The sequence below is a fragment of the Leclercia sp. UBA5958 genome, assembly GCF_002430365.1.
GTDB lineage: Bacteria > Pseudomonadota > Gammaproteobacteria > Enterobacterales > Enterobacteriaceae > Enterobacter > Enterobacter pneumoniae.
Window position 1 is genome coordinate 702 of record NZ_DJCE01000001.1, and the last position, 26236, is coordinate 26937.

The window sequence follows — 26236 nt, forward strand, 5'->3', positions numbered from 1 at the left end:
TCGGACACCTCACCATATTGTCATCCCGTTGTTGCTGGGACGGGCGCTAATGTAAGGAAAACCCGAACGGTCGTCAACTCACTTTTTCAGTAATTTAGCGCGTTCATACAAACTTCAAGCAATATGATTCCTAATTGTTCTGAAAGCGTCTCTTTTATCAGCAACGCAGCAGCCGCATTTATTTGTTATGCTGGCAATCCAGTTGAAAATGAAAATAAAACAGCGCAGAAAAGCAGGAGAAATTATGGATATCATCTTTTATCACCCTACATTTGATACCGCTTATTGGCTTAATGCCCTGTCAGCAGCATTGCCGGGGGCGCGGGTACGCGAGTGGAAGCGAGGAGATAAAGATCATGCGGATTACGCCCTGGTCTGGCATCCACCCATCGAAATGCTCCAGGGACGCGATCTGAAAGCAGTGTTTGCACTCGGCGCCGGCGTTGATTCGATTCTCAGCAAGCTAAAAGCCCATCCAGAGATGTTGCCTGAACATATCCCCCTGTTCCGCCTGGAAGATACCGGTATGGGCGAGCAGATGCAGGAGTACACCGTGAGCCAGGTATTGCACTGGTTCCGCCGATTCGATGATTATCAGGCCTTCAAGTTACAGGCGCATTGGGAACCGTTAGCGGATTATCAGCGTGAAGACTTTACCATTGGTATCCTGGGGGCGGGGGTCCTGGGCTCGAAAGTTGCCGAAGCGCTGGCACCCTGGGGATTCCCGCTGCGCTGCTGGAGTCGCAGTCGTAAAGAGCTACCAGGCGTAACCAGCTATGCCGGTGTGGAAGAGCTGCCAGATTTCCTCAAAGAGACCCGCGTGCTCATAAACCTGCTGCCCAATACGGCAGAGACGGCGGGCATTATCAATGGGGCGCTGCTCAGACAACTGCCCGATCAAAGTTATCTCATTAACCTGGCTCGCGGCGTGCACGTGGTTGAACCTGACCTGCTGGCTGCCCTCGAGAGCGGAAAACTGAAAGGGGCCATGCTGGATGTCTACAGTAAAGAGCCGCTGCCGCCTGAAAGCCCGCTCTGGGCGCATCCGCGCGTGGCCATGACACCGCATATTGCCGCCGTCACGCGTCCGGCAGAAGCCGTCGATTATATTGCCCGCACTATCACACAGCTGGAAGCGGGAAAACCCGTCAGCGGACAGGTAGACCGCCAGCGCGGTTACTGAGTTAAACCCGGCGTTTGCCGGGTTTTTGCTAATATTCGCAGACGATAACTGCTATCCTTTGGGAAAGATGAGAGGAGAGAATGATGTATCCCGTTGACCTGCACATGCACACTGTCGCCAGCACCCACGCCTACAGCAACCTTCATGACTACATCGCACAAGCAAAGCTTAAGAACATCAAACTCTTTGCGATTACCGATCACGGCCCTGATATGGCAGATGCTCCGCACTATTGGCACTTTGTGAATATGCGTATCTGGCCACGCGTGGTAGACGGCGTCGGGATCCTGCGCGGCATTGAGGCGAATATCAAAAACACCCAGGGTGAGATTGACTGTACCGGCCCGATGCTCACCTCTCTGGATCTGATTCTGGCCGGGTTCCATGAACCGGTATTTGCCCCTCAGGATCAGGCCACAAATACCGAGGCGATGATTGCCACCATTGCCAGCGGCAATGTGCATATCATCAGCCATCCGGGCAATCCAAAATATCCTATCGACATTAAGGCAGTGGCGCAGGCCGCGGCCGAACACCGCGTGGCGCTGGAGATCAACAACTCGTCATTCGTTCACTCGCGCAAGGGCAGTGAGGCGAACTGCCGGGCTGTCGCGGCGGCGGTACGAGACGCCGGAGGGATGGTGGCGCTGGGTTCCGACTCCCACACCGCGTTCACGCTGGGTGATTTTAGCGAGTGCCGTAAAATCCTCGACGAGGTCGACTTCCCGGAAGATCAGATTCTGAACGTGACGCCTCGACGCATGCTCGACTTCCTGGCCTCGCGGGGGATGGAACCTATCCCTGAATTTGCTGAATTTTAACTGTGTAATGGACTAAATAAATGAATGAGTTTTCCATCCTCTGCCGCGTGCTGGGCTCTTTGTACTACCGTCAGCCTCAGGATCCGCTGCTGGTGCCGCTCTTCACCCTGATTCGTGAAGGCAAACTGGCGCAGAGCTGGCCGCTGGAGCAGGATGAGCAGTTACAGCGTCTGCAGAATAGCTGCGATATGCAGCAAATTGCCGCAGATTACAACGCTCTGTTTGTTGGCGAGGAGTGCCGCGTGTCACCTTATCGTTCCGCCTGGGAAGAGGGGGCAACAGAGGCCGAGGTAAGGGCTTTTCTTTCAGAGCGCGGCATGCCCCTGTCTGATACGCCGGCGGATCACATCGGTACCTTGCTGCTGGCAGCATCGTGGATTGAAGATCATGCCGGGGACGACGAAAACGAGGCGCTTGAAACGCTCTTTGCGGATTACATTCTGCCGTGGTGTGACACCTTCCTGGGGAAAGTTGAAGCCCATGCGGCCTCTCCATTCTGGCGGACCATGGCTCCCTTAACCCGTGATGCTATCGCAGCCATGTGGGATGAACTTCAGGAAGAGAATGAAGAGTGATACCCGTCACATAAATAATGTAACGGTGAATCTCATTTTACATATTATGTGCTTCTGATCGCATTTCACCGGCGCGTATCTGCTAAGATGCGCGCCATGAACATACTCCTTTCTATCGCAATCACGACAGGCATCCTCTCCGGTATCTGGGGGTGGGTAGCCGTCTCATTAGGGCTATTGAGCTGGGCCGGATTCCTGGGATGTACGGCCTATTTCGCCTGCCCGCAGGGCGGACTTAAGGGGCTCTTTATCTCCGGCTGCACCCTGATGAGCGGTGTTGCGTGGGCGTTAATCATCATTCACGGCAGCGCGCTGGCACCGCATATGGAGCTGGCAGGCTACGTTATGACCGGTATAGTGGCGTTTCTGATGTGCATACAGGCAAAACATCTGCTGCTTTCGTTCGTACCGGGTACCTTTATCGGCGCGTGCGCTACCTTTGCAGGGCAGGGAGACTGGGCGCTGGTGGTGCCGTCTCTGCTGCTGGGGCTGGTATTTGGGTATGCCATGAAAAATAGCGGGCTGTGGATTGCCGCCAGGCGAGAACGATCGCAACGCGTAGCGGCGTTAAATGAATAAAAAAGGCGAGACATCTGTCTCGCCTTTTTTGATGCGCCATTAGCAATCAGGATTCCGGCGGTACCGACATCTGACGGTATTTAACCAGGATATCGTTTTTCACATCATTTTTATTCTGCAGATCCCATAAACCACGATCGATACCGTCGTTAATCAGGAAAATAACACCTGTCTCGATAGCAGACATCAGGCAGAGCATGACCGGTTCATTCGAGGTGTAGCCAATTTCACCCTCAAGCAGGCGCTGGTAATCAATAAAGCGGAAGACCCCTGCCTGAACCTCATAAGAGAGGATCGTTTTGCTGGTGGTGACCGAAGATAAGATCTCACCCGTGCTAACGTTAATAACACGAAGGTTAACCGCTATCTGATCCAGCTGGTATTGGGTATCGCCGCCGATACCAAAATACCGGGCCCCCACGCCGCCAGATTTCACGTTACTTTCGTAACCAATAATCGAACCTTCCACCATGACGTTTGCTGCAGTTAACGACTCGAGCGGAACACGGTTATTGATGGCAACGGTTCCGTTCTCCTGTGCGGCACGAATAATCTTACGTTCGTTCAGCAGGTTTTGCAGTCCCTGACGTTCCAGCGGCACAAACCAGCGAGAATCTTTTAACGCCGTCACCAGCATTGCCGTGGCGCTTTGCGGTACTGCAGTAGAGAAGTTACTCGCAGGGTAAGGTTTGAATTGTCCGGTCTCATCCTGGATGTTATAGACCGAGACGAAAACTTTCCCGGTCGGCATCGGCAGATGCGTTAAATCACGATAACTTTGGGCCCGAGGCATTAATGTCGGTTTTGCGGCTTCTTTAGGTGGAGCAGTTAAACAACCGCTCAATAAGCACACTGCAACAAGTAACAGTAAGCGCTGCATGATTATTGTCCTTATTACGACGTTGTCTAAAAGTCGGTTGAGTTAGTTTGTAAACCCGAAACCTGGATAGTGGAGGTTTTCCCCGTTTTCCGGTCGGTTACGTTTAACTGCAACTGCCCATCTTTATTAGCAATATCAACGATGTAATCGCTGGTCACCATGCGGCCAGGCTTACCGGTATTAATATTGGTTAACAGTCCACCCAATATTTGCGACTGAATAGCCTGGGTAAAATTATCCAGCGCAGAGGGCGTTTCGATGCCAAAGTCATCATCAAAACTGGGATCTTTATAGGAGTTCTGTGCCTGGGCACTGTTTAAAAGGAATGCGCCATTATTGGGGTTTCCACCAAAATTAGGGTTGCGGAACTGGAAAGTCATATTCCCGGCCCAGGTAATGGGTGAAATAAACATTAATACAATCACTGCATGTTTTATACGCATGACAGCCTCCGGATAATAATGCTTTTAAAATTCGTCTTGTGCTAAATCGCCTGTGCTCAATAGAGCTTTATCTATTTGCAAACGATTAAGCGCCTCTTCGGTTTGCGCCAGGGCAACACTCACGTTGTCATCGAGACCTTGTTTGCCTGGGAATAAGAAAGTCTGAAATATCACGTCCTGATTGACCGTTATGGTTATCCAGCTTCCCCAACGTGCGCTGGGCCGCTCATTGATGGTTAAGTTGCCGGGGTAATCACTTTCCCATTTGTCGCTAAATGCACGATAAAAGCTGTGCCCGACAGATGAAACTGTGTGATCGGTCAATAATCCGGGGATCTCCACTTCAACCGCGTGCAGCTCCCCGGCAGCAAGTAAAAAACCTGCTGCGGCAATCCAACTCATGGTGCGTTTCATAGCGTTAACGCCTGAGGTTATCGTTTGCCCATGAAACAGCCTGAGTTCGGTTTTTAACAGCTATCTTCTTGAAAAGATTATAAAGGTGAGTCTTAACCGTATTTTCGCTGATAAATAACGAACGGGCGATTTCAATATTTGAAGCTCCGATGCGAAGTTTATTCAAAATCTCTTTTTCGCGATGCGTAAGCAAAGCGGATTCCGAACTGTTGTAGCGATAATTTCCGGAGTGGGTGATGAGATAGCTAGCAAGCTTTTGCGAAAAGTAGCATTCGCCGCGCAATATGCTTTGCAGCCCATCGATAACGCGCGTCTCGTCTTCACTGACATAAAAAACGCCGTTGATATGGGGCCAGCTTTCGATATCTCTGAAGGGATACTCGTCAGGAGTATTCAATAAAAGTACACGGATATTATTGTTTTTCCTGCTTAAAATATCCTGCCAGTAATGGATAAGCTTTTTGTCGGCTTCCATCATATCGAAAAGAATAATACTGCCAGTCGTAATGTCGTCAAAAGAACGTTGAATATTATGCAATTTCCCGTTCAGTGACAGGGTATGTTTCAAATGCTGTAGTAAAGCTGTGGCTTGTAACGAAGGTTTGGTGATCAACAATAAAGCATGACCATGAATACTATGGACTTCATTAAACATGATGAAACCCCTTTTTTCGGGACATCCGGCAGCTGCCCTCTTATATTAAGAGGGCACCAGAAGTACTGACAGATGTTGCACTGCTGTGTGTAGAAGAAAATCATATCCTCCAGAAGGAGGTAAAATAAAAAATACTACTGAACTTCTGATTTCAATCTAGCTATTACGATTTTTAAAGCAAGTGTTAAACATGTAACGGGATGTAAAAATCAATATTAATTTGTAAAATCAGAGGGTTTAAAATGCTTATATTTGATAATAAAGTTGTACATAGTGATATTGGTGCACACATTTTAAAAATCATACAAATATTTATAACCAGATGAATTTAAATGTAAATTTAATTTGTACAGGCTTGCGCATCAGGTATGAGTTCTGCCCGGAAACTACGACTCAGGTTACAATCTGTAAACGTCTTAAGAAATGGCGCCTTGTGTCACGCTCTTAAAAATATATCCTGTTTTATCACCTATAACGAAGCCGTAACGCCCGGTTCGCCATCCTCTACGTTTTATTGTTAAAAGTGGGAAATGACCCGTCAGACATAACGATAACCAGACTTATCGCTACCCTGATCAGTATTAATTAATACTTTGGGGTGACCACAAGAATAAAAATACAACTGGCGGGTGAGATATTTAAATTGTTTACCCCGACATACTGTTCTTCGTAACGCGGCGTTAACAAATTTTCACTGTTGTTAACACAATGTTATTCACGTAAGTCCAGGTCCAGGGTGACAACATGAAGAGCAAGATGTTATTGATGTTAACATTGCTGGGTGCGCCTGGGGTAGTTTTCGCGGCAACATCAGATTTAGCGGTTTCTGAATATAATTTCGCGGTTAATGAATTAAGTAAAGCTTCATATAACCAGTCAGCCATTATAGGTCAGCAGGGCGTTAATAATAACGCTGCTGTTCGGCAGGACGGCTCGAAATTATTATCTGTCGTCTCACAGGAAGGCGGAAATAATCGTGCAAGGATAGATCAATCAGGCAGTTACAATCTTGCATATATTGATCAATCCGGTAATTCGAATGATGCAAGCATTAAACAAGCTGCATACGGTAATACCGCGATGATTATCCAGAAAGGTTCTGGTAATAGAGCGAGCATTGCGCAGTACGGTACACAGAAAACAGCAGTTGTAGTACAGAGACAGTCGCAAATGGATATTCGCGTTATCCAACGCTAACCACGCGCGGCACTTAAATCAATCCGATGGGGGTTTACCATGAAACTTTTAAAAGTGGCAGTTATTGCAGCGATCGTAGTTTCTGGCAGTGCTATGGCAGGTTCTGTTCCTCAATATGGCCACGGTGGTAATGGCGGCTGGGGCGGTAATAATGGCGGCCCAAATTCAAATTTGAGCATTTATCAGAGTGGCGGCAGTAACGCAGCACTTGCTCTGCAAACGGATGCAAGAAATTCAGATCTGACTATTCGTCAGAACGGTTTTGGCAACGGCGCAGACGTTGGCCAGGGTGCTGACGACAGCGACATTCTGCTGACCCAGCACGGCTTTGGTAACAACGCTACCATCGACCAGTGGAACGCTAAAAACGCGGATATCAACGTCTCTCAGAGTGGCGGTCGCAACGCCGCCGCAGTTGACCAGACTGCATCAGGCTCGAACGTCGTTGTCCAGCAGGTTGGTTTCGCCAACAACGCGACTGCACATCAGTATTAATCGCCAAATCTGTGCTACAAAAAACAGGGCCATTGCCCTGTTTTTTTTCGGGGGTTATTTATGAATACGCTGCTACTTCTTGCTGCGCTCTCCAGTCAGATAACGTTTCAAACCTCTCAGGAGAACGGCATGCTGACCATTATTCCGCAGGTCACGCTAACGGAATCCTGTCTTTGCCAGGTACAGATCGTCACGTTACGCAAAGGACAGGGGGGACAAAGTACCTCTCAGCAGCGTAATACACTGACGCTACCGGCGAACAGGACTGTCGACTTGAGCCGCATCAGCGTAAACGCCGGGCCTGATGATGCCATCAATATGGTTGTGACAGTATCTGACGGTAAATCGCTTCACCTGTCCCGGCAGTGGCCGCCGTCGAAATCCTGATTTAAAACATTCATTAAATCAATATATTATAGTTCTGGAATTAGTTTGAGCCCCTGTCTATGCTGACGTAAGGGGTGTCGTCGATACCCGCCCACAGGTCCATTTTGGGCAGGTGGTTTCATCATCAAGGACGATATCATTAAGGGTCTCACTAATGGTTACGTCAGCCATCAAATATCTCTCTGGTCTCTCTGTCACCCTCCTTTTCCTTGCGCCTGCTCTCTCTGCCACGCTGGAAAACGCAGCGGTTATCAAAATCGTTGGCCGCGTTGTGGAAGATCCCTGCGTCATCTCGCCGCAACAGCAAGCGGTACAATTTACCTGCTATCAGGCCGGTGAAATGCACAGCCGCAACGTCAGCTATCAGGCAGTCAGTGACGGGGCGACCGTGAATGTTGGGGTCGCAGATTTACGCATGAAATTCCTGACTCCAGAGCGAAAACTGGCCATTCTTGAGGTCAATTACCGCTAGGCCCGGCCTCGATTAAAACAGGGAAGAGGTCAAAATCTTCCCTTTATCTACGTGGCCTCTGCGATACAATTAAAAGAAAACCGCAAGCAGAGGTACTTATGCAGGCGCGAATTGAAGTTATCCAGGGCGATATCACCACACTGCAGGTGGATGTCATAGTGAATGCGGCCAATCCTTCCCTGTTGGGCGGCGGCGGCGTGGATGGCGCCATCCACCGGGCGGCAGGTCCGGAACTCCTTGAGGCCTGTAAAAAGGTGCGTCAGCAGCAGGGCGAGTGCGCCCCGGGTCAGGCGGTCATAACCCTCGCAGGCGATCTTCCCGCTAAAGCGGTGATCCATACCGTCGGCCCTGTCTGGCATGGCGGCGATCACCATGAAGCCCGTACCCTTGAAGAGGCCTATCTGAACAGCCTGAAACTGGCCGCAGCCAATGGCTATCAAAGCCTGGCATTCCCGGCCATCAGTACTGGCGTTTACGGTTTTCCGCGCGTGGCCGCTGCAGAAATCGCCGTCGCTACGGTTTCAGACTATCTCACCCGCAAGCCTCTGCCGGAGCGGGTATACTTTGTCTGTTATGATGAAGAAAATACCCGGCTATATCAGCGACTCCTTACCCAGGGAGGACAAGAAACCGACGCATAATACGCGGCTAGGCCGCGCCATTGCGCCGGTAAGCTCTGCACATCCCGGCCTGTGTGGTCTACTCCCGCTGGATGACAGTCTCGACGCTTTTGCCTGTCGTTACCGGCTGGCCGAGATGGCAGAGCGCTCGCTTGATGTGCAGTATTACATCTGGGAAGACGACATGTCCGGGCGGCTGTTGTTTTCCGTACTCTTAGCCGCAGCCTCGCGCGGGGTGCGGGTTCGCCTCTTGCTGGATGACAATAACACCCAGGGCCTGGATGAGATACTCTCTCTTCTGGATGCGCATCCCAATATCTCTGTTCGCCTTTTTAACCCTTTCTCTTTTCGTAGCCTGCGTGCGCTGGGTTATCTGACCGATTTTGCCAGGCTCAATCGGCGCATGCACAATAAATCGTTCACGGTTGATGGCGAAGCGACCATCATTGGCGGACGCAACGTGGGTGACGCCTATTTTGGCGCCGGTGAAGAGCCGCTTTTTTCTGACCTGGACGTCATGGCCGTTGGGCCTGTGGTAAAGGATGTGGCAGACGATTTTGAGCGGTACTGGCGCTGTGCGTCGGTTTCGACTTTGCGACAAGTGTTAGAGCTTTCCGAGACGGAGATCGCGGAAAAACTCACCCCGCCGGAAACCTGGTACCAGGGGGATATTACCCGCCGCTATCTCGACAAGCTCGCGTCGAGTGAATTTATCACTCGCCTCGAAGCCCGTGACCTACCGCTGATTTGGGCCAAAACGCGACTACTCAGTGACGATCCCGGTAAAGGGCAGGGTAGGGCAAAGCGACACTCTCTACTGCCGCAGCGTTTGCTGGATGTAATGGGCTCGCCGGAACAGCAGATCGATATTATCTCTTCTTATTTTGTTCCCACCCGTTCGGGCGTGGCGCTGCTGCTGCAAATGGTACGGAAAGGGGTGAAGATTGCCATTCTCACCAATTCTTTAGCGGCCAATGATGTGGCGGTAGTTCATGCAGGCTATGCCCGCTGGCGTAAGAAATTGCTGCGACACGGTATAGAGTTATATGAGTTAAAACCGACCCAGGAAGGGCCGCCGGTACTGCACGATCGGGGGATAACCGGGAATTCCGGTTCCAGCCTGCATGCGAAAACCTTTAGCATTGACGGGGAGAAGGTCTTCATTGGTTCGCTCAATTTTGATCCCCGCTCCACGATGCTCAATACCGAGATGGGCTTTGTGATTGAGAGCAAAACCCTGGCACAGTTGATTCATAAGCGCTTTTCGCGTAGCCAGCGTCATGAGGCCTGGCAACTACGGCTGGACAAATTCGGGCGTCTGAACTGGATTGAGTACAAAGAGGGCAAAGAGATTGTGCACAAAAAGGAGCCCAAAACCCGCTTCTGGCAGCGCGTGCTGGTCCGCCTCACTTACTGGCTGCCGGTGGAGTGGCTACTGTAAAAGCTGCGCCGGACCATAATCCGGCGCACCGTGATTAGTTTGCGGCTTGTTTAATGCTTTCAGCCTTGTTCTGCGGTTTACCCGAGAAGAGGAAACGCAGCAGGGGAATGCGCAGATGAATTTCGTACAGCACAATCGCCAGGCCGACGACAAACACCAGTCCGGTAATAAATCCTAACAGGTTCGAACCAATATGCGGCGTAATGTATGCACCAAAGAAGAGCGTCAGTGGGTGGTGCACCAGGTAGATGAAGAGCGAGGCATTAACGAAATAGGTCACCCGTGACGATTTAAAATTCAGCAAGCGGTGGCCCAGCGCAAAGACCACATTTACCATCCACAGCCCAAGTAGCATGGTGATCACGCTTTCAGTTTCATACATCCAGGCATCGCCGCTGCCATATTTCTGATTCAACAGATAAGCCACAAATGCCAGCGCCGCACCCAGCGTACACCCGCGGGAAGGGGTGGTAAAAAGCGCCTTCAGCTGAGGATAGATAAAGGCCAGCGCGCCCAGGAGGTAGAAAGGCAGATAGTAGAGCGTCTGCATGACCACAAAGTTGAACATGCCGTCGCTAAGAATAGGGGGGTAGAGGATAAACAGCGTGCGACGCACCGCCGCGTAAGCGATGCCCAATAGCAGGAAGACAATCGACAGTTTACCCAGCGTAATTCGTTCAAACAGACCTTCGCTACGGATAGCAAGGTGATGCCGCACGCGGCTAAAGATCCACAGACTAATGGTCGTTAATACCACCAGTACCAACAGGAACCAGAGATGTGAAATCAGCTCCCAGGCGAGGGTGTTGTATTTTTCATACCCGGAGAGGTTATGCCAGTCATCCGCTTTTCCCTTCACATACTGAAGCATGATGAATTGAGGTAGCGTGAGGAGCGGAATGGCGGTCAGCATCGGTATCCCGACGCGCTCAACACGCACTTTCCACCAGCGTTTCAGCGGATAGCGCAAAAACAGCATATAAGAGAAGTAGCCGGAGATAACAAAGAAAACCTGCATCCGGAAAGAGTGAATAAAGTCGTTAAACAGCGTTAGCCACCAGGAGGGCTCGGCGCTATTCACGTGCCAGACGTGGCTTGAATAGATTAATGAGATATGAAAGGGGATCCCCAACAGCATGAGCCATGCCCGAATGGAGTCGAGGAAATATTCACGTTGTGCAGGTGCTGTGCTCATATAACGTTGTGCATTCTCAGACTTTTCGTCTTATCCCTAAGGGTCATAGTGGTTACATTCGAGGCCAACCCTACACGAAGTCCGACACACTGTCTCCAGGATAAGCACGCAAAGTGAAAATGGGTTACTTTCACTTGCTTAATCCATGAGCCAGCGCGCTGAACAAAGCGGTGATTATGTTGTCGGAATGCCTGATTTTCCATTAAAATGGATCGGATCGATATAAGCACACAAAGGGGGAAGTGCTTACTTATTATGAAACATAAACCACAAATGATGAAAATGCGTTGGTTGGGGGCAGCTGTACTGTTGTCTCTATATACCTCATCGGCCTGGTCCTTTACCATCGACGACGTCGCAAAACAGGCAAAATCGATGGCGGGCAAGAGCTATGAAGCGCCAAAAAGTAACCTGCCCTCCGTTTTCCGCGACATGAAATATGCGGACTATCAGCAGATCCAGTTTAACCGCGACAAAGCTTACTGGAACAACACTAAGACCCCGTTCAAGCTTGAGTTTTATCACCAGGGGATGTATTTCGACACGCCAGTCACCATTAATGAAGTGACCGCCACGGCAGTGCGTAAAATCAAGTACAGCCCGGATTATTTTAATTTTGGCAACGTACAGCACGATAAAGACACGGTAAAAGATTTGGGCTTTGCTGGCTTCAAGGTGCTTTATCCTATTAACAGCAAAGATAAAAATGACGAAATCGTCAGCATGCTTGGCGCAAGTTATTTCCGCGTGATCGGTGCCGGCCAGGTGTACGGTATCTCTGCGCGCGGTCTGGCCATTGATACGGCGCTGCCCTCTGGCGAAGAGTTCCCGCGTTTTCGTGAGTTTTGGGTCGAGCGTCCAAAACCTACCGACAAGCGTCTGACGGTTTATGCACTGCTGGATTCCCCTCGCGCGACCGGCGCGTACCGTTTTGTGATCATTCCAGGCCGCGATACGGTGGTTGACGTTCAATCCAAAGTTTACCTGCGCGATAAAGTGGGCAAGCTGGGCGTTGCGCCATTGACCAGTATGTTCCTGTTTGGGCCGAACCAGCCCTCTCCGGCGACCAACTTCCGTCCTGAGCTGCATGATTCCAATGGACTGTCGATTCATGCCGGTAATGGCGAATGGATCTGGCGTCCACTGAATAACCCGAAACATCTGGCTGTTAGCAGCTTCGCGATGGAAAACCCGCAAGGCTTCGGCCTGCTGCAGCGTGGCCGCCAGTTCTCTCGTTTTGAAGATCTTGATGACCGCTATGACCTGCGCCCAAGCGCCTGGATTACGCCGAAGGGCGAATGGGGTAAAGGCAAGGTTGAACTGGTAGAGATCCCAACCAACGATGAAACCAACGATAATATCGTTGCGTACTGGACGCCGGATCAGCTGCCGGAAGCCGGTAAAGAGATGAACTTCAAGTACACCATCACGCTGAGCCGCGATGAAGACAAACTTCATGCTCCGGATAACGCGTATGTCATGCAAACACGTCGCTCTACCGGTGATGTGAAGCAGTCGAACCTGATTCGTCAGCCCGATGGCACCATCGCATTTGTGGTCGATTTTGCCGGTCAGAGCATGAAGACGCTTGCGCCAGATACCCCTGTAACCGCCCAGGCAAGCATTGGAGACAACGGTGAAATCGTTGAAAACAGTGTGCGCTATAACCCGGTCACTAAGGGATGGCGTTTAACGCTGCGCGTGAAAGTGAAAGATGCGAAACAGCCGACTGAAATGCGTGCCGCTCTGGTGAACGCCGACCAGCCGCTGAGTGAAACCTGGAGCTATCAGCTACCTGCCAATGAATAAGACAACTGAGTATATCGACGCCATGCCGCTCTCTGACATAGAGAAAGCGGCATTGCCGAAGGACGATATCCGCGCGGTACATACCGCGCTGGATGCAGAACGTCACCCATATACCCGTGACGACGATACGCCGCTGGGCTCGGTCAAGGCTCGCCTTGAGCAGGCCTGGCCCGATTCGCTGGCTGAAGGGCAACTGATAAAGGATGACGAAGGGCGTACCCAGCTTGAGGCAATGCCGAAGGCGACGCGTTCTTCCATGTTCCCGGATCCGTGGCGCACGAACCCGGTAGGCCGCTTCTGGGATCGTCTGCGCGGGCGCGACGTTACGCCGCGTTATCTTTCTCGTCTCACGAAAGAGCAGCAGGCGAGCGAGCAAAAATGGCGTACCGTGGGCAGCATCCGTCGCTATATTTTGCTGTTGCTGACCGTGGCGCAAACCGTTGTCGCTACCTGGTACATGAAAACCATTCTGCCTTACCAGGGGTGGGCACTGATCAACCCGGCAGACATGCTCGATCAGGATCTGCTCGTCTCCTTTATGCAGATCCTGCCGTACATTCTGCAAAGCGGCATCCTGCTGCTGTTCGCCGTACTCTTCTGTTGGGTCTCGGCCGGTTTCTGGACCGCGCTAATGGGCTTCCTGCAGCTGCTGATAGGCCGTGACAAATACAGCATTTCGCACTCTACGGTGGGGGATGAACCCCTGAATCCCGAGCACCGTACTGCGCTGATCATGCCGATTTGTAACGAAGACGTGGATCGCGTCTTCGCCGGACTGCGCGCTACCTGGGAGTCGGTGAAAGCCACCGGTAACGCGGCGCACTTCGACGTTTATATTCTGAGCGACAGCTACAACCCCGATATCTGCGTTGCTGAGCAGAAAGCGTGGATGGAACTGATTGCGGAAGTGCAGGGCGAAGGGCAGATCTTCTATCGTCGCCGCCGCCGTCGTGTGAAGCGTAAAAGCGGTAACATCGATGACTTCTGCCGTCGCTGGGGTAACCAGTACAGCTATATGGTGGTGCTGGACGCCGACTCGGTTATGACGGGCGACTGTCTGACTGGTCTGGTGCGCCTGATGGAGGCGAACCCGAACGCTGGCATTATCCAGTCTTCGCCGAAAGCGTCGGGTATGGATACGCTGTATGCGCGTTGCCAGCAGTTTGCCACCCGTGTTTACGGGCCGCTGTTTACCGCGGGCCTGCACTTCTGGCAGTTGGGTGAATCCCACTACTGGGGCCATAACGCCATCATCCGTGTTCAACCCTTTATTGAGCATTGCGCCCTGGCGCCACTGCCAGGCGAAGGGTCCTTTGCCGGTTCTATCCTCTCCCATGACTTCGTTGAAGCCGCCCTGATGCGTCGTGCCGGGTGGGGGGTATGGATCGCTTACGATCTGCCAGGCTCCTATGAAGAGCTGCCGCCAAACCTGCTGGATGAACTCAAACGCGACCGCCGCTGGTGTCACGGGAACCTGATGAACTTCCGTCTGTTCCTGGTTAAAGGGATGCACCCGGTTCACCGTGCGGTGTTCCTCACCGGGGTAATGTCTTACCTCTCTGCGCCGCTGTGGTTTATGTTCCTTGCGCTGTCCACGGCGCTCCAGGTAGTGCATGCGCTCACCGAGCCGCAATACTTCCTGCAACCGCGCCAGCTCTTCCCGGTGTGGCCGCAGTGGCGCCCTGAACTGGCGATTGCGCTCTTTGCGTCAACCATGGTGCTGCTGTTCCTGCCGAAACTGCTGAGTATTGTGCTCATCTGGTGTAAAGGCTCGAAGGAGTATGGCGGGTTCTTCCGCGTCACGCTCTCGCTGCTGCTGGAAGTGCTGTTCTCGGTGCTGCTGGCGCCGGTACGTATGCTGTTCCACACCGTGTTCGTGGTTAGCGCCTTCCTCGGCTGGGAAGTGGTCTGGAACTCACCGCAGCGTGACGACGACTCCACGCCGTGGAGCGAAGCCTTTATGCGTCATGGTTCGCAATTGCTGCTGGGTCTGGTTTGGGCAGTGGGTATGGCATGGCTGGATCTGCGTTTCCTCTTCTGGCTGGCGCCGATTGTCTTCTCGCTGATTCTGTCGCCGTTTGTGTCGGTGATATCCAGCCGTTCAACGGTCGGTCTGCGTACCAAGCGCTGGAAACTGTTCCTGATTCCGGAAGAGTATTCGCCGCCGCAGGTGCTGGTTGACACTGACAGATTCCTTGAGCTTAACCGTAGCCGTTCGCTGGAAGATGGGTTTATGCACGCCGTATTTAACCCATCCTTTAACGCGCTCTCTACGGCGATGGCAACGGCCCGTCACCGGGCAAGCCAGGTGCTGGAGATCGCCCGCGATCGTCATGTGGAGCAGGCGCTTAATGAAACGCCTGAAAAACTGAACCGTGACCGTCGTCTGGTGCTGTTGAGCGATCCGGTGACCATGTCGCGTCTGCACTATCGCGTCTGGTCAGCCCCGGAGAGATACTCGTCGTGGGTTAGCCATTACGAGACGCTGAAGCTTAATCCGTTGGCGCTGAAGGCGAAATAAGCCTGAGGTAAAAAAAATACCGGCCTGTGGGCCGGTATTTTTTTCTATGAGGTAACCATGAAAGTCATCATCGTCATCATGATGTCCCTGATGCTAACTGGATGCGGAAGCATCATTAGTCGCACCATCCCTGGACAGGGGCATGGTAATCAATATTATCCCGGTGTGCAGTGGGATGTACGCGATTCCGCATGGCGCTACCTGACGGTGCTGGACCTGCCGTTCTCGCTGATATTTGATACGCTGCTCCTGCCCATTGATGCCCATCACGGGCCGTACGAATAGTTAACGCTCGTCCCACTCGTCTGCCGCGGTCTGCCCCTCTTCGGTATCCAGCGGCGGTTCGAGCTGGAACTCACCTTCATCCCACTCATGGAGGGTATTCTCCTCCAGCCACTCCTGGCGCAGTTCAATTTCATCGAAATCGCCGTCGAAAACAGCCTGCGCTGCTTCGCCACTTAATACCGGCAGGCATTCCCCCTCCTGGCCATCGTCGGCAAAAAACTCGACCTGCCACATAATGTCCCCATCCTGCAGAACATATTTTTGAATATTGAGTTGCTCAATATTCGCATTCTCTTCCTCAATGCCTGGATTATTGGCGAGATACTCCTCGCGTGCAGCGTCAATAGCTTCTTCCAGCGTGGCGTACATAGTCATAAGTGTCTCCCTGTTTTCGACATAGCATTCAGGGAAAGGATAGCTTATCCACTGAAATTGCAAGTATGAATGCGCAGAAAGCCGTCAGCCATTTTTCTTAATGACGCACTGCCGGGGAGGAAGAAGGAGGATTTCGCGGCGATTTGCGCGTAGCTCTCGCCATGCTGAGCCAGGAATAGATGGCGTTAAAGAGCACGACGCAGGCCGTCACGATAAAAACGGCCCTGAAGCCGAAGCTCGCAGAGACACCGGCCCCCACCAGCGGCCCGGTGACATTACCAATATCGCGAAAAGACTGGTTATAACTGAATATCCGCCCGGCAATCTGGTTGGTGGAGTTGTAGACCAGCAGGGTCTGTACGGCGGGCAATAGCGCTCCGTCAGCGGCGCCTAACAGGAAACGTAATACGCCCAGTTGCCAGGGGGACTGCACCATCGACATAGGAATCAGCAGCAGCACCGAAATAATCAGGGCTGCGATCAGGATTTTCTCTGGGCCAATGCGATCGCCGAGTTTACCCAGTCGCGGCGCACTGATCAGCGCCGCCACGCCGGGTACCGAGGCAATCATCCCGCTAATAAAGGCGATATTACTCACGTTGCCCGCTAAATCGCGCACATAGAGCGTAAGGATGGGGGCTATAGAGCCGGTCGCAACCTGAATGATTAAGGTCGTGACAAAGAGACTTAACACCAGTTTCGGATTTTTCAGGGCGCCTATCACCTGACGCGCATGGAGCATCTCTTTTTTCGCCACCGGGGTAAAGTTTTCCCGAATGCACAGCAAGGTGACGATAAAACAGATGAACAGCACCGCCGCGGTGATAAAAAAGACCGGCCGCAGGCCATAAATATCGGCCATAAAACCGCCCGCCAGCGGGCCGAGGAGTGCGCCGCTTACCGCCCCGGTAGAGAGCGTACCCAGCGCCCAGCCGCTTTTATGTCGCGGTATCTGCGTGGCAATAAGCGCGTTAGCATTGGGCACAAACCCGCCCAGCAAACCCAGCAAGGCGCGCAAAATCAGCAACTGCCAGACATTTTGTGCCAGCCCCATCAGCACCATGATGATGGACATGCCCAGCGCTGAGCGCAGCAGCATGATTTTGCGCCCTTTCCGGTCAGCAAGTCCGCCCCAGAAGGGGGAGGCAATGGCCGAAAAGAGAAAAGTAATGCTAAACACCAGCCCCGACCACATATTCAGCGCGCTATGGCCGGTCACCCCGAGCTGTTCGACATACAGCGGCAGAAAAGGCATGACCAGACTGAAGGCTGCGCCGGTTAAAAAACAACCGAACCACGCAACCGCGAGATTACGTTTCCAGTTTATAGGGGCATCTGAGGGCGACATAGCAATCCGCAATAATATTATGAGAGGTAATAAGCCTGCTAATTATGCGCCTGCGTGATGATTGCTGCAATGGAGGAGGGCTTTTATCGCTAAAAGAGAGGCGGCCTGTTGGCCGCCCCGGGGAGATTAATAGCGAGAGGGAACGCCCTCCGGCCGGGTTTTAAAGCGACGATGTAGCCACATATACTGTTCAGGTGCCAGCATGATGCACTTCTCCACAACCTCATTCATCCAGCGGGCGGTGGTCTCGGCATCGTCAAGCGGGGGAGCCAGCTCGGGCTCCAGCATCATCAGTTCATAACCTTTACCATCAGGTTTTCGCCGCGGTACGAAGGGAACAATCGCCGCTTTGGACATGCGCGCCAGCATCCAGGTACCGGAGGTCGTCGCTGCCTCTTCTACGGCAAAGAAGGGGACAAAGACGCTGGCGTTACGACCATAGTCATGATCTGGCGCGTACCAGATGACCTCACCTGATTTCAGGGCGCGAATCATCCCTTTCAGGTCTTTACGGTCAATCATGCTCTTATTGGAACGCATACGTCCCCAGGTTTGTAACCAGTCAATCACCGGATTATCGTTGGGGCGATAAACGCCGATGCCGGGCGCCTGCATGCCAAACATACGTGCACCGATTTCGAGGGTGAGGAAATGGACCCCAATCAACAGCACGCCGGTTTTATCGGCCTGAAGTTGATGTACCGGACCCATGCCGGTACCAGTGACGTCATACCAGCGTGCCATCCGCTTATCAGACCAGAACCAGGCCATGCCTGTTTCCATCAGCCCCATACCGACGGATTCAAAGTTTTTAACCACCATCTCATGGCGTGCCTTTGCGTCCATTTGTGGAAAGCAGAGCTCCAGATTGCGATCGGCAATGCGGGCACGGCGTTTCATCAGGCGCAGGGCAAGGTGGCCCAGCACGCAGCCAAGGCGATAGATGATGGGGTAGGGCAGCTTTACCACTAACCATAATAAACCGATCCCCAGCCAGGTAGGCCAATAACGTGGATGGAGTAGCGCCATGGAAAATTGAGGTAAATGGGTCATGTTTTTCCTGTTCTTAAACGTCCTTATGCAGCATTGTCGCATTTTTCAATCTATTGCCCAAATTTCTGCAAAAAAAGCGATCTCATGTTGCGGGTAAAGCGCAAAACGAAATTTTGTGAGTCAGAAATGTAGCGCAAAATGAAGGGATGTAAATTCTCATTGTTTGCTATATCATGCGGCCCGATTTGATTCTCTAACGATTGCAGGAACCGTACACCATGCCAGTGTTACACAACCGCATTTCGAACGAGGAGTTAAAAGCGCGCATGCTGGCCGAAACAGAGCCGCGCACGACTATCTCGTTCTATAAATACTTCACCATCGTCAATCCGCACGAAACGCGTGACACCCTCTACAAAGCCCTGACTGCGCTGAACGTATTTGGCCGCATTTATCTGGCCAAAGAGGGCATCAATGCGCAGATTAGCGTGCCTGAAAGCAAAGTCGACGCGTTACGTGATTATCTCTACGGCTTCGATCCTGCACTGAATGGGCTGCGTCTGAACGTGGCGCTGGAAGATGACGGTAAATCCTTCTGGGTGCTGCGTTTGAAAGTGCGTGAACGCATCGTCGCCGATGGGATTGACGACCCGACCTTCGATGCCAGCGACGTGGGTGACTATCTGAAGGCGGCTGAAGTGAATGCCATGCTCGACGATCCCGATGCGGTGTTTATCGATATGCGTAACCACTATGAATATGAAGTGGGCCATTTCGAGGATGCGCTGGAGATCCCGGCAGATACCTTCCGTGAGCAACTGCCTAAAGCCGTTGAGATGATGCAGGAACATAAAGATAAAAAGATCGTTATGTACTGCACCGGTGGGATCCGTTGTGAAAAGGCCAGTGCCTGGATGAAGCACAACGGCTTCAATAAGGTGTGGCATATTGAGGGCGGCATTATTGAGTATGCCCGCCGTGCCCGTGAGCAGGGCCTGCCGGTACGATTTATCGGTAAAAACTTCGTCTTCGATGAGCGGATGGGTGAGCGAATTTCGGAGGATGTGATCTCGCATTGCCATCAGTGCGGTACATCATGCGACACGCATACCAACTGCAAAAACGACGGTTGTCATCTGCTGTTTATTCAGTGCCCGGCATGTGCTGAGAAGTTTAATGGCTGCTGTAGTGAACTGTGCAGCGAAGAGAGCGCTCTGCCTGAAGAGGAGCAGCGCCGTCGCCGCGCGGGACGTGAAAACGGTAATAAAATCTTCAATAAGTCGCGTGGTCGTCTCAATACCCGCCTGGGTATTCCTGACCCGGAATAACGGCTGTCCGGCCCGGCTGCAGCGAGCAACCGGGCCGACTTCACTTACTTCTTCTGCACGCCTTCAACAGAAATAATCAGATCCACTTCCTGCGATGCCGGACCCAGATCAGTAGTGATATTAAAGTCCTTCAGACGGATTTTACCCTCAGCTTCAAACCCGGCGCGTTTGCCGCCCCACGGATCGTCGCCCTGACCAATCAGCTTCGCTGCCAGCGTCACTGGTTTAGTCACGCCGTTTAAGGTCAGGTTACCGGTGATATCCAGCCCGTCACCTGCTTTTTTAACTTCTGTAGACGCGAAAGTCGCCTGCGGGAACTTCGACACGTTCAGGAACTCTGCGCTGCGCAGGTGTTTATCACGCTCAGCGTGGTTAGTGTCTACGCTGTTGGTATTGATCGTGACATTCACTTTATCGGCAGCCGGATTTTTTTCATCGAAGGTAAAAGACCCATCGAAATCATTAAAGGTGCCGTACAGCCAGCTGTAGCCCAGGTGCTGGATGCGGAAGTTGACGAAGGCGTGCTGCCCTTGTTTATCAATTGTATAGTCTGCTGCAACGGCGGCGCCGGTGGTGAACAGCAGAGTTCCTAAGGTTAATCCCAGCAGGCTTTTTTTCATCTTATGCTCCAGAGTCAGACGACGCTTTACCCAACATACGTGTCAGGGTGGCATCTTTATCGATAACGTGATGTTTGATGGCGGCGAGGCCATGTAAAACGGAAAGAACAACCAGGCTCCAGGCGAGCCATAGATGTAGTGAACCCGCGAGATCCGCCTGCGTACCGGCATCTGCCAATAGTGCAGGGACATCAAACAGGCCGAATACGCTGATGGGCTTGCCGTCGGCGGTGGAAATCAGGTAGCCGCTAATTAGAATGGCAAAGAGTAGGCCGTAAAGGGCGATATGGGCCGAGGCGGCCGCCAGTCGGGTCAGGCGAGTCTGGCTTTGCAGCGGCGGCGGTACCGGGGAGACGTGGCGCCAGATAATGCGGATCACCAGACCCATCATCAACAGGATGCCAATGCTCTTATGCAGCTCGGGTGCCTGATGGTACCAGCCATCGTAGTAGCTAAGCGTGACCATCCACAACCCGAGGCCAAACATGGCATAAACGACAATGGCCGTGACCCAGTGTAATAAAAGGGAAATAACACCATAGCGTGTCGGGGAATTACGTAACTGCATAGTCAGTACCGCAATAATATTAATGTGCGGTCAACATGACGTGTCAGAAATAGTAATGCAAATGATATTTAATAATAATGACTATTAATTTTTATCTTTCAGTTACTTTGATGATGACAGGGATTTTACATCAGCTTTTTCGTAAAAAATGAACTGTTTAGCAGCCCTGCAGCAGGTTTCATTGGGTTAATAACATTCAAATTATTTGCGATGAATTTATAGTTATTTTAAGAAATGTAAGGTAGTGTCAGGGGTTATGCCGCATAGAACAGAATATAAACGACATCGATAACGGCTAATAATGACCACAGCACAATATAGAGCATCAGATGCTCACGAATATTGTTGATCAGATAGTTAAGCAGGCGTCGCATTCACTTCCCATTTGCGAAAAGTTAAAGGCTTCGGCATCCCGAAGCCTGGGGCAATTATCAGCGAAAGCGTGCTAAGGAGAAGGGCGTCAGATCAAACGACGGCGTGATACCCTGGGCAAATTGCGCGGCAATCTCACCCAGTACGCTGGCAAACTTAAAGCCATGACCGCTGAGGCCGGTGATCAGCAACGTATTATCATGCCCTGGCAGCGTATCAATAATAAAATCTTCGTCTGGGGTGTTGTCATAGGTGCAGTCTGCTCCATGCAGCAGACCGCCTACGCCCGGCAGTACATTCCGTAAGAATGTAAAACACTCCGATCCATCACTGGCTATGGCACCAAAGGGGACGCGTTCTTGCTGGGACGTGATGGGTTGCCCGCCGTTATGTTTACCGATCTTGAGTTCATCATTTTCAGCAGGAAAACCGTAGAACTGATTGCCGTCTGGCAACTCGCCGGTAAACGCCGGGAAGTGGTTTTTACTGCTGTAGCGGCCATCGGCCTGGAACCACGCAAAGACTTTGCGCACTGGCTGCACTGGCAGGTCAGGCACCAGGCTAGAGACCCAGGTCCCCGAACTGACCAGCAGTCGATGCGCGCTATATGCACCATCAGCTGTTTCTACCGTCACCTCATCATCACCATGCTGAATGCGGCTCACCGGGCAGTTAAACAGCTGCGCGCATCCGGACTCTTTCGCCAGAGCAATCCAGGTCTTAATCGCCAGTTCGCTACGTAATACCCCAGAACTGCCTTCAAACAGACCGATATAGTTCTCAGGCACCCGAATTTCAGGCCAGCGCGCCATAATGGCCTCGCTGCTCATAGACTCTACGTTGAGGTTAAACTTCTGCGCGCTCTGGGCGACATTTGTCAGAAATTCAGAATCAGCAGGCCCCAGGTTGATCACGCCGGTACGCTCAAAGACGGCCTCACCACTGATCTCTGCCAGCTCATCCCACAGCGCCTGCGCGCGTAACACCATCGGGACATAGCGCTCGCCCTCGCCGTAAGCGTGACGAATCAGGCGGGTATCACCATGGTGGCTCCCTTCGGTGTGTGGCGGCATATGGGCATCTATCATCAATACCTTCAGCCCGGCACGGGTTGCATAATAACCTGCGGCGGCGCCGACGGAACCACTGCCAATAATGATTAGATCGTATTTCATATAAATCTCTTTACGCTGCACTTTACATAGCAGAGTAATTAACATGGCGGGGTTATACAAGGGAGAAATAAATAAGGCACCCTGAGGTGCCTGTTGAGTGAAAATTGGGCATATTCTTAATGCCGACGATACTCATTTTCCTGGTAGTCACCAGATTCTATTTTTGCAATTCCTGCTTCTAAAATAGAAATAAACTGGCGTGCGACATCTGTTGTTAACCACAGAGTCTGCCCAACCTCCGCTTCTTCACGGTCCGCCTGATTTGGGGTCTGGTAGTGTAAGCGCAACATCAGCGCGTCGTAGCTGTCTACGGTGCTAATATCCCAGCCGACGAGAGGATGGGTCTGGATGACTTCATTATTCTTTTCCATCTTAACCCCCTTAATACGTGTTAGAAGACAACGACTTTGAGGTTCAATGCGTGTTTTTCTGAAGCTACTTCAGTATACATTAAATAAGGGTTCTGATCGGAAAAAGAAACCATCGCAACGTAAATAGTTACATTTTAGGAATGTTCGAACAATAAATCACCGTGATGCTCACGATTTTAAAAGAAGTCAGGCAGGGCGGGGAACTTTCTTAAAACGAAACGAAAAAAAGCCGGGGCGACCCGGCAAAAAACACAATGAGGGCGTAAAACTTAATCGGTAATAAACCAGTCATCAGCGCTCTCCCAGGTCTCCTGGAGGATTTCGCTGATACGCTCTTTATCTTCTTTGGCACCACCTAATACTGACAGGTTATTGGCGGCAGCATAACGCACGGTAACGGCACCATCGCGCTCGGGAAAGGAATCGTTGATACGACGGGATAATTCCCCCGCCAGCGCATCCAGCGCGCCGGCAGGCATGGCTGTGGTTCTGGCGATCGTGACTTCAATACGCATAATAACCCCCTGTGCAATATACTGTGTATTTATACAGTTCTATTGATGCCAACGCAACAGGGGGCGACCATTTTTTTAACCTTTAACCGTCCATTGCACCGTTTCACCCGCCAGGAATGGAATTACGGTGTCATCCGTCAGGGCAATCGACTCCACCACCTGGCTCTCTTCGCGCACCAGTTCAACGAACGTATCATTAACCGGCAGGTTGTAGAATTTCGGGCCGTTAAGCGAGCAGAAGGCTTCGAAGTGCTGCAAGGCATTCATCTCCTCAAAGACCTGGGCATAGCTCGCCAGTGCGGTAGGCGCATTGAAGCAGCCTGCACAGCCGCAGCTGGCCTCTTTGCGATGACGTGCATGCGGCGCGGAGTCTGTACCCAGGAACACGCGGTCAAAACCGCTGGCGACCAGCTCACGCAGCGCCTGCTGGTGGATATTACGCTTCAGGATCGGCAGGCAGTACAGATGCGGACGCACGCCGCCAACCAGCATATGGTTGCGGTTAAACATCAGGTGCTGCGGGGTAATGGTTGCCGCCAGACGCTCGTTGCCCTCGCGGACATAATCTGCGGCATCTTTAGTGGTGATATGTTCAAACACCACTTTCAAACCCGGCAGGCGCTGGCGAAGCGGTTCCATCACGGTATCGATAAAGCGGGCTTCACGATCGAAGATATCGATGTCGGCATGGGTCACTTCACCGTGCACCAGCAGCGGCATACCCAGTTTCTCCATGCGCTCCAGTACCGGCATAATAGCATCGACGCTGGTCACGCCGTGGCTGGAATTGGTGGTGGCGTTTGCCGGATAGAGCTTGGCGGCGGTGAAAACCCCTTCGTTAAAGCCGCGCTCAATCTCTGCCGGATCCAGCGTGTCAGTCAGGTAGCAGGTCATCAGCGGCGTAAAGTCATGCCCGGCCGGTACGGCAGCGAGGATGCGGTCGCGATAGGCAATAGCGGCATCAACGGTAGTGACTGGCGGTACCAGGTTAGGCATGACAATCGCGCGGCCATAAATTTCACTGGTATAAGGCACGACGGTGGCCAGCATGTCGCCATCACGCAGATGGATATGCCAGTCGTCAGGACGGCGGATTTTCAGAACCTGGGGATGTGCAGTCATTAGTATGCTCCGGCTTGGTAGGAATCAGTCATGAAGGCTGTTTTTTGCCGGACACAAAGGATATGCGGAAACGTTTTCGTTTGCACTCTTTTTACAAAAAAAAAGGCGCCGAAGCGCCGTTATATTTACTCAGTGAAGGGGATTATGATTTCTCCCGGCTTCACTTCAATGCCTTTGGCATATTTCTTCGCCAACGCTTCGCCTTTGCTCTTATCTTCACTCAGGATATAGGCTGGCTGTTTATTGAAGTAGCTGCGCAGCGACTGGTTGAGATAAGGCATCAGGGTCTGAAGTACCGGTTTCATTTTCTCCGGCGTGACGACCGCATCGGCAATCTCCATCTCCTGCAGATAAATCGCCCCTTCTTCTTTGTTGAAGACCGGCAGCGCTTTTAATTTGAGCTGAATATTGGCCTTCTGGCTGCCAAACAGGGAGTTCATGTCCAGGCTGGCATCACCGGAGAGCATCACTTTGTTTGGCTCTTCCCGGCCAATCTTACTGTCCAGGTTGGTCAGTACAATATGCGCATCCGCCACGCCGGGGACGCCGATATCTTTGGCAAAATTATTATGTTTCTGAAGCGCCTGGTTAATTTCCTGCTCGCTGACGGTGTACTGAGTAAGCTGATTGCAACCAACCAGCAGGCCGCTCACTATAAACGCAGCGGCAATAACGATTTTCTTCATGTTTTTCCTCAACATAATGTCAGCACTTAACGCCCGACGAGCCAGTATGTCAGGCGAGAGTGTTACAGACCAGCAGAAAAAGCTGAAATCAACGGGCGGGCAGAGGGTGCCCGCCCGTCCGGGCTTACAGTGCCTGGGAAGAGAGAAGGTTGATTTGGGTCTGCTTCGCCATGTTATCGCGATAGTCCGCGACCCGCGTTGGCCAGGTAATGCCCGCGACCAGCGTCAGGTTACGCAGCAGTGGGAAGAGGTGAATATCATCGTCAGATAACTCGCCATTGACGGCGTTAGGCTGGACGATGAGCTTGTCCAGCGCCCGCAGGTCATCGCTGATATTTTTTACCAGACCGGCGGTGTGGGCCATATGCTCATCAAAGCTGCCGATAGCGGCCTCTTTCTTCTCAACGAAGTACGCACGGGCCTCTGGTGTAGAAAACTCATCAAACGCAGATTTCGCGAAGCGGGGGATAAGCAGACGATTCACGTAACCGTTCACTTTGCGTAGCCACTCTTCAATGGCGGGGTTTTGCTTGCCAGTGAGCAGCGGCTTGCCATCAAGCTGGTCGACATAGTGGACGATATCCATGCTTTCGGGCAGGTAACGGCTGTCGTCTTTTTGCAGGATGGGGGCCATTTTCTTACCAATCATCCGCGTGGGCGTTGCTTCGTCATCATTCTGCAGCGTGATGAGTTCGACGGGTAGATTCTTCAGACCAAAAATCATTCGGGCTTTAAGACAGAACGGGCAGTGATCGTAAATATAAAGTTTCACGTTTCTCCTCCAGTTGTTG

At 52.0% G+C, this 26236-nt stretch carries 31 protein-coding genes; 14 read left to right on the forward strand and 17 right to left on the reverse strand.

Annotation, left to right across the window (positions count from 1 at the left end; genetic code table 11):
• Nucleotides 1-244: 244 nt before the first annotated feature.
• From ghrA to B2Q93_RS00025, 4 genes are all read left to right on the forward strand, one after another.
• A complete protein-coding gene (gene ghrA / locus B2Q93_RS00010; protein WP_286931568.1) occupies nt 245-1183 on the forward strand; it encodes a glyoxylate/hydroxypyruvate reductase GhrA in 939 nt (312 codons plus the stop codon).
• Between the two features lie 83 nt (nt 1184-1266).
• Nucleotides 1267-2004 (forward strand): phosphatase, encoded by a 738-nt coding sequence (locus B2Q93_RS00015; RefSeq protein WP_233803868.1) that lies wholly within the window; start codon nt 1267-1269, stop codon nt 2002-2004.
• A 20-nt stretch (nt 2005-2024) separates the two neighbouring features.
• The gene (locus tag B2Q93_RS00020) at nt 2025-2579 is read left to right on the forward strand and encodes a TorD/DmsD family molecular chaperone (protein ID WP_212478666.1); all 555 of its coding nucleotides are present in this window, start codon (nt 2025-2027) and stop codon (nt 2577-2579) included.
• Between the two features lie 96 nt (nt 2580-2675).
• The gene (locus tag B2Q93_RS00025; protein ID WP_207293454.1) at nt 2676-3158 is read left to right on the forward strand and encodes a DUF1097 domain-containing protein; all 483 of its coding nucleotides are present in this window, start codon (nt 2676-2678) and stop codon (nt 3156-3158) included.
• Nucleotides 3159-3204: 46 nt separating this feature from the next.
• Here the strand turns inward: B2Q93_RS00025 and csgG are convergent, their stop codons facing one another.
• The 4 genes from csgG to csgD are packed head-to-tail and all read right to left on the reverse strand — an operon-like array spanning nt 3205 to nt 5550.
• Nucleotides 3205-4038 carry a curli production assembly/transport protein CsgG gene (csgG, locus tag B2Q93_RS00030; protein ID WP_040076211.1) on the reverse strand — a complete coding sequence of 278 codons (834 nt, stop codon included), beginning with the start codon at nt 4036-4038 and terminating at the stop codon, nt 3205-3207.
• Between the two features lie 26 nt (nt 4039-4064).
• Nucleotides 4065-4481, reverse strand: a complete 417-nt coding sequence (gene csgF, locus B2Q93_RS00035) for a curli production assembly/transport protein CsgF (protein ID WP_040076210.1) — start codon at nt 4479-4481, stop codon at nt 4065-4067.
• Nucleotides 4482-4505: 24 nt separating this feature from the next.
• Nucleotides 4506-4895 (reverse strand): curli production assembly/transport protein CsgE, encoded by a 390-nt coding sequence (gene csgE, locus B2Q93_RS00040; protein ID WP_046885730.1) that lies wholly within the window; start codon nt 4893-4895, stop codon nt 4506-4508.
• A gap of 4 nt (nt 4896-4899) precedes the next feature.
• Complete coding sequence (gene csgD, locus B2Q93_RS00045; protein ID WP_046885729.1) at nt 4900-5550, reverse strand: biofilm master transcriptional regulator CsgD; 651 nt, start codon at nt 5548-5550, stop codon at nt 4900-4902.
• A 744-nt stretch (nt 5551-6294) separates the two neighbouring features.
• Here csgD and csgB point away from each other — a divergent pair.
• The 6 genes from csgB (at nt 6295) to B2Q93_RS00075 (ending at nt 10162) form a co-directional block, all read left to right on the forward strand.
• Nucleotides 6295-6747: a curli minor subunit CsgB gene (csgB, locus tag B2Q93_RS00050; RefSeq protein ID WP_046885728.1), complete on the forward strand. Its 453-nt coding sequence runs from the start codon at nt 6295-6297 to the stop codon at nt 6745-6747.
• A 39-nt stretch (nt 6748-6786) separates the two neighbouring features.
• Nucleotides 6787-7242: a curli major subunit CsgA gene (csgA, locus tag B2Q93_RS00055; RefSeq protein ID WP_040076204.1), complete on the forward strand. Its 456-nt coding sequence runs from the start codon at nt 6787-6789 to the stop codon at nt 7240-7242.
• 60 nt (nt 7243-7302) lie between these two features.
• Nucleotides 7303-7629: a curli assembly chaperone CsgC gene (gene csgC / locus B2Q93_RS00060; protein ID WP_046885727.1), complete on the forward strand. Its 327-nt coding sequence runs from the start codon at nt 7303-7305 to the stop codon at nt 7627-7629.
• A gap of 154 nt (nt 7630-7783) precedes the next feature.
• Nucleotides 7784-8101, forward strand: coding sequence for a type 1 fimbrial protein (locus B2Q93_RS00065; protein WP_286931569.1), 318 nt, complete (start codon nt 7784-7786; stop codon nt 8099-8101).
• A 98-nt stretch (nt 8102-8199) separates the two neighbouring features.
• Nucleotides 8200-8742, forward strand: coding sequence for an O-acetyl-ADP-ribose deacetylase (gene ymdB, locus B2Q93_RS00070; protein ID WP_286931570.1), 543 nt, complete (start codon nt 8200-8202; stop codon nt 8740-8742).
• A complete protein-coding gene (locus tag B2Q93_RS00075; protein WP_207293825.1) occupies nt 8678-10162 on the forward strand; it encodes a phospholipase D family protein in 1485 nt (494 codons plus the stop codon). Before ymdB ends, B2Q93_RS00075 begins: the two co-directional genes overlap by 65 nt.
• 34 nt (nt 10163-10196) lie before the next feature.
• Here B2Q93_RS00075 and mdoC read toward each other — a convergent pair whose 3' ends face one another.
• Nucleotides 10197-11357, reverse strand: a complete 1161-nt coding sequence (gene mdoC, locus B2Q93_RS00080) for a glucans biosynthesis protein MdoC (protein WP_286931571.1) — start codon at nt 11355-11357, stop codon at nt 10197-10199.
• A gap of 273 nt (nt 11358-11630) precedes the next feature.
• Between mdoC and mdoG the strand changes: the two genes are divergently transcribed.
• Genes mdoG through B2Q93_RS00095 form a run of 3 tightly spaced genes read left to right on the forward strand, consistent with a single transcriptional unit; the run spans nt 11631 to nt 15972 of the window.
• Entirely contained in the window at nt 11631-13166 is a 1536-nt protein-coding gene (gene mdoG, locus B2Q93_RS00085; RefSeq protein WP_286931572.1) for a glucans biosynthesis protein MdoG, read from the forward strand.
• A complete protein-coding gene (mdoH, locus tag B2Q93_RS00090) occupies nt 13159-15687 on the forward strand; it encodes a glucans biosynthesis glucosyltransferase MdoH (RefSeq protein WP_046885721.1) in 2529 nt (842 codons plus the stop codon). Before mdoG ends, mdoH begins: the two co-directional genes overlap by 8 nt.
• Before the next feature lie 57 nt (nt 15688-15744).
• Entirely contained in the window at nt 15745-15972 is a 228-nt protein-coding gene (locus B2Q93_RS00095; protein ID WP_040076197.1) for a YceK/YidQ family lipoprotein, read from the forward strand.
• Here B2Q93_RS00095 and B2Q93_RS00100 read toward each other — a convergent pair whose 3' ends face one another.
• The 3 genes from B2Q93_RS00100 to B2Q93_RS00110 form a co-directional block, all read right to left on the reverse strand.
• Nucleotides 15973-16347, reverse strand: coding sequence for a MysB family protein (locus B2Q93_RS00100; RefSeq protein WP_040076196.1), 375 nt, complete (start codon nt 16345-16347; stop codon nt 15973-15975).
• 97 nt (nt 16348-16444) lie between these two features.
• A complete protein-coding gene (mdtG, locus tag B2Q93_RS00105; protein ID WP_040076194.1) occupies nt 16445-17695 on the reverse strand; it encodes a multidrug efflux MFS transporter MdtG in 1251 nt (416 codons plus the stop codon).
• Nucleotides 17696-17821: 126 nt separating this feature from the next.
• A complete protein-coding gene (locus B2Q93_RS00110; protein WP_046885719.1) occupies nt 17822-18748 on the reverse strand; it encodes a Kdo(2)-lipid IV(A) acyltransferase in 927 nt (308 codons plus the stop codon).
• A gap of 218 nt (nt 18749-18966) precedes the next feature.
• On the opposite strand from B2Q93_RS00110, the gene B2Q93_RS00115 reads away from it, so the two are divergent.
• Nucleotides 18967-20016, forward strand: coding sequence for a rhodanese-related sulfurtransferase (locus tag B2Q93_RS00115; protein ID WP_046885718.1), 1050 nt, complete (start codon nt 18967-18969; stop codon nt 20014-20016).
• A 44-nt stretch (nt 20017-20060) separates the two neighbouring features.
• Here B2Q93_RS00115 and B2Q93_RS00120 read toward each other — a convergent pair whose 3' ends face one another.
• The 9 genes from B2Q93_RS00120 to grxB form a co-directional block, all read right to left on the reverse strand.
• Complete coding sequence (locus B2Q93_RS00120; protein WP_040076191.1) at nt 20061-20636, reverse strand: YceI family protein; 576 nt, start codon at nt 20634-20636, stop codon at nt 20061-20063.
• Between the two features lies 1 nt (nt 20637).
• Nucleotides 20638-21204: a cytochrome b gene (locus B2Q93_RS00125; protein WP_207293461.1), complete on the reverse strand. Its 567-nt coding sequence runs from the start codon at nt 21202-21204 to the stop codon at nt 20638-20640.
• 254 nt (nt 21205-21458) lie between these two features.
• Nucleotides 21459-21578, reverse strand: coding sequence for a YceO family protein (locus B2Q93_RS00130; RefSeq protein WP_046885716.1), 120 nt, complete (start codon nt 21576-21578; stop codon nt 21459-21461).
• A gap of 57 nt (nt 21579-21635) precedes the next feature.
• Nucleotides 21636-22751: an N-methyl-L-tryptophan oxidase gene (gene solA / locus B2Q93_RS00135; protein ID WP_286931573.1), complete on the reverse strand. Its 1116-nt coding sequence runs from the start codon at nt 22749-22751 to the stop codon at nt 21636-21638.
• A 116-nt stretch (nt 22752-22867) separates the two neighbouring features.
• Nucleotides 22868-23122, reverse strand: a complete 255-nt coding sequence (gene bssS, locus B2Q93_RS00140) for a biofilm formation regulator BssS (protein ID WP_040076189.1) — start codon at nt 23120-23122, stop codon at nt 22868-22870.
• Between the two features lie 269 nt (nt 23123-23391).
• Nucleotides 23392-23637: a DNA damage-inducible protein I gene (gene dinI, locus B2Q93_RS00145; protein ID WP_046885715.1), complete on the reverse strand. Its 246-nt coding sequence runs from the start codon at nt 23635-23637 to the stop codon at nt 23392-23394.
• 75 nt (nt 23638-23712) lie between these two features.
• Entirely contained in the window at nt 23713-24759 is a 1047-nt protein-coding gene (gene pyrC, locus B2Q93_RS00150; RefSeq protein ID WP_286931574.1) for a dihydroorotase, read from the reverse strand.
• A gap of 125 nt (nt 24760-24884) precedes the next feature.
• Complete coding sequence (locus B2Q93_RS00155) at nt 24885-25445, reverse strand: lipoprotein (RefSeq protein WP_046885713.1); 561 nt, start codon at nt 25443-25445, stop codon at nt 24885-24887.
• 124 nt (nt 25446-25569) lie between these two features.
• Complete coding sequence (gene grxB / locus B2Q93_RS00160; RefSeq protein WP_046885712.1) at nt 25570-26217, reverse strand: glutaredoxin 2; 648 nt, start codon at nt 26215-26217, stop codon at nt 25570-25572.
• Nucleotides 26218-26236 lie beyond the last annotated feature (19 nt).

Coding starts and splice junctions, on each gene's coding strand:
- mdoG (WP_286931572.1), top strand. CDS start 11,631: ATGATGAAAATGCGTTGGTTGGGGGCAGCTGTACTGTTGTCTCTATAT.
- csgB (WP_046885728.1), top strand. CDS start 6,295: ATGAAGAGCAAGATGTTATTGATGTTAACATTGCTGGGTGCGCCTGGG.
- ymdB (WP_286931570.1), top strand. CDS start 8,200: ATGCAGGCGCGAATTGAAGTTATCCAGGGCGATATCACCACACTGCAG.
- mdoC (WP_286931571.1), bottom strand. CDS start 11,357: ATGAGCACAGCACCTGCACAACGTGAATATTTCCTCGACTCCATTCGG.
- B2Q93_RS00065 (WP_286931569.1), top strand. CDS start 7,784: ATGGTTACGTCAGCCATCAAATATCTCTCTGGTCTCTCTGTCACCCTC.
- csgG (WP_040076211.1), bottom strand. CDS start 4,038: ATGCAGCGCTTACTGTTACTTGTTGCAGTGTGCTTATTGAGCGGTTGT.
- B2Q93_RS00025 (WP_207293454.1), top strand. CDS start 2,676: ATGAACATACTCCTTTCTATCGCAATCACGACAGGCATCCTCTCCGGT.
- B2Q93_RS00125 (WP_207293461.1), bottom strand. CDS start 21,204: ATGCAGTTACGTAATTCCCCGACACGCTATGGTGTTATTTCCCTTTTA.
- B2Q93_RS00130 (WP_046885716.1), bottom strand. CDS start 21,578: ATGCGACGCCTGCTTAACTATCTGATCAACAATATTCGTGAGCATCTG.
- B2Q93_RS00120 (WP_040076191.1), bottom strand. CDS start 20,636: ATGAAAAAAAGCCTGCTGGGATTAACCTTAGGAACTCTGCTGTTCACC.
- solA (WP_286931573.1), bottom strand. CDS start 22,751: ATGAAATACGATCTAATCATTATTGGCAGTGGTTCCGTCGGCGCCGCC.
- B2Q93_RS00020 (WP_212478666.1), top strand. CDS start 2,025: ATGAATGAGTTTTCCATCCTCTGCCGCGTGCTGGGCTCTTTGTACTAC.
- bssS (WP_040076189.1), bottom strand. CDS start 23,122: ATGGAAAAGAATAATGAAGTCATCCAGACCCATCCTCTCGTCGGCTGG.
- csgA (WP_040076204.1), top strand. CDS start 6,787: ATGAAACTTTTAAAAGTGGCAGTTATTGCAGCGATCGTAGTTTCTGGC.
- mdoH (WP_046885721.1), top strand. CDS start 13,159: ATGAATAAGACAACTGAGTATATCGACGCCATGCCGCTCTCTGACATA.
- mdtG (WP_040076194.1), bottom strand. CDS start 17,695: ATGTCGCCCTCAGATGCCCCTATAAACTGGAAACGTAATCTCGCGGTT.
- B2Q93_RS00110 (WP_046885719.1), bottom strand. CDS start 18,748: ATGACCCATTTACCTCAATTTTCCATGGCGCTACTCCATCCACGTTAT.
- B2Q93_RS00075 (WP_207293825.1), top strand. CDS start 8,678: ATGAAGAAAATACCCGGCTATATCAGCGACTCCTTACCCAGGGAGGAC.
- pyrC (WP_286931574.1), bottom strand. CDS start 24,759: ATGACTGCACATCCCCAGGTTCTGAAAATCCGCCGTCCTGACGACTGG.
- csgF (WP_040076210.1), bottom strand. CDS start 4,481: ATGCGTATAAAACATGCAGTGATTGTATTAATGTTTATTTCACCCATT.
- ghrA (WP_286931568.1), top strand. CDS start 245: ATGGATATCATCTTTTATCACCCTACATTTGATACCGCTTATTGGCTT.
- dinI (WP_046885715.1), bottom strand. CDS start 23,637: ATGCGTATTGAAGTCACGATCGCCAGAACCACAGCCATGCCTGCCGGC.
- B2Q93_RS00155 (WP_046885713.1), bottom strand. CDS start 25,445: ATGAAGAAAATCGTTATTGCCGCTGCGTTTATAGTGAGCGGCCTGCTG.
- csgC (WP_046885727.1), top strand. CDS start 7,303: ATGAATACGCTGCTACTTCTTGCTGCGCTCTCCAGTCAGATAACGTTT.
- csgD (WP_046885729.1), bottom strand. CDS start 5,550: ATGTTTAATGAAGTCCATAGTATTCATGGTCATGCTTTATTGTTGATC.
- B2Q93_RS00095 (WP_040076197.1), top strand. CDS start 15,745: ATGAAAGTCATCATCGTCATCATGATGTCCCTGATGCTAACTGGATGC.
- B2Q93_RS00115 (WP_046885718.1), top strand. CDS start 18,967: ATGCCAGTGTTACACAACCGCATTTCGAACGAGGAGTTAAAAGCGCGC.
- B2Q93_RS00100 (WP_040076196.1), bottom strand. CDS start 16,347: ATGACTATGTACGCCACGCTGGAAGAAGCTATTGACGCTGCACGCGAG.
- B2Q93_RS00015 (WP_233803868.1), top strand. CDS start 1,267: ATGTATCCCGTTGACCTGCACATGCACACTGTCGCCAGCACCCACGCC.
- csgE (WP_046885730.1), bottom strand. CDS start 4,895: ATGAAACGCACCATGAGTTGGATTGCCGCAGCAGGTTTTTTACTTGCT.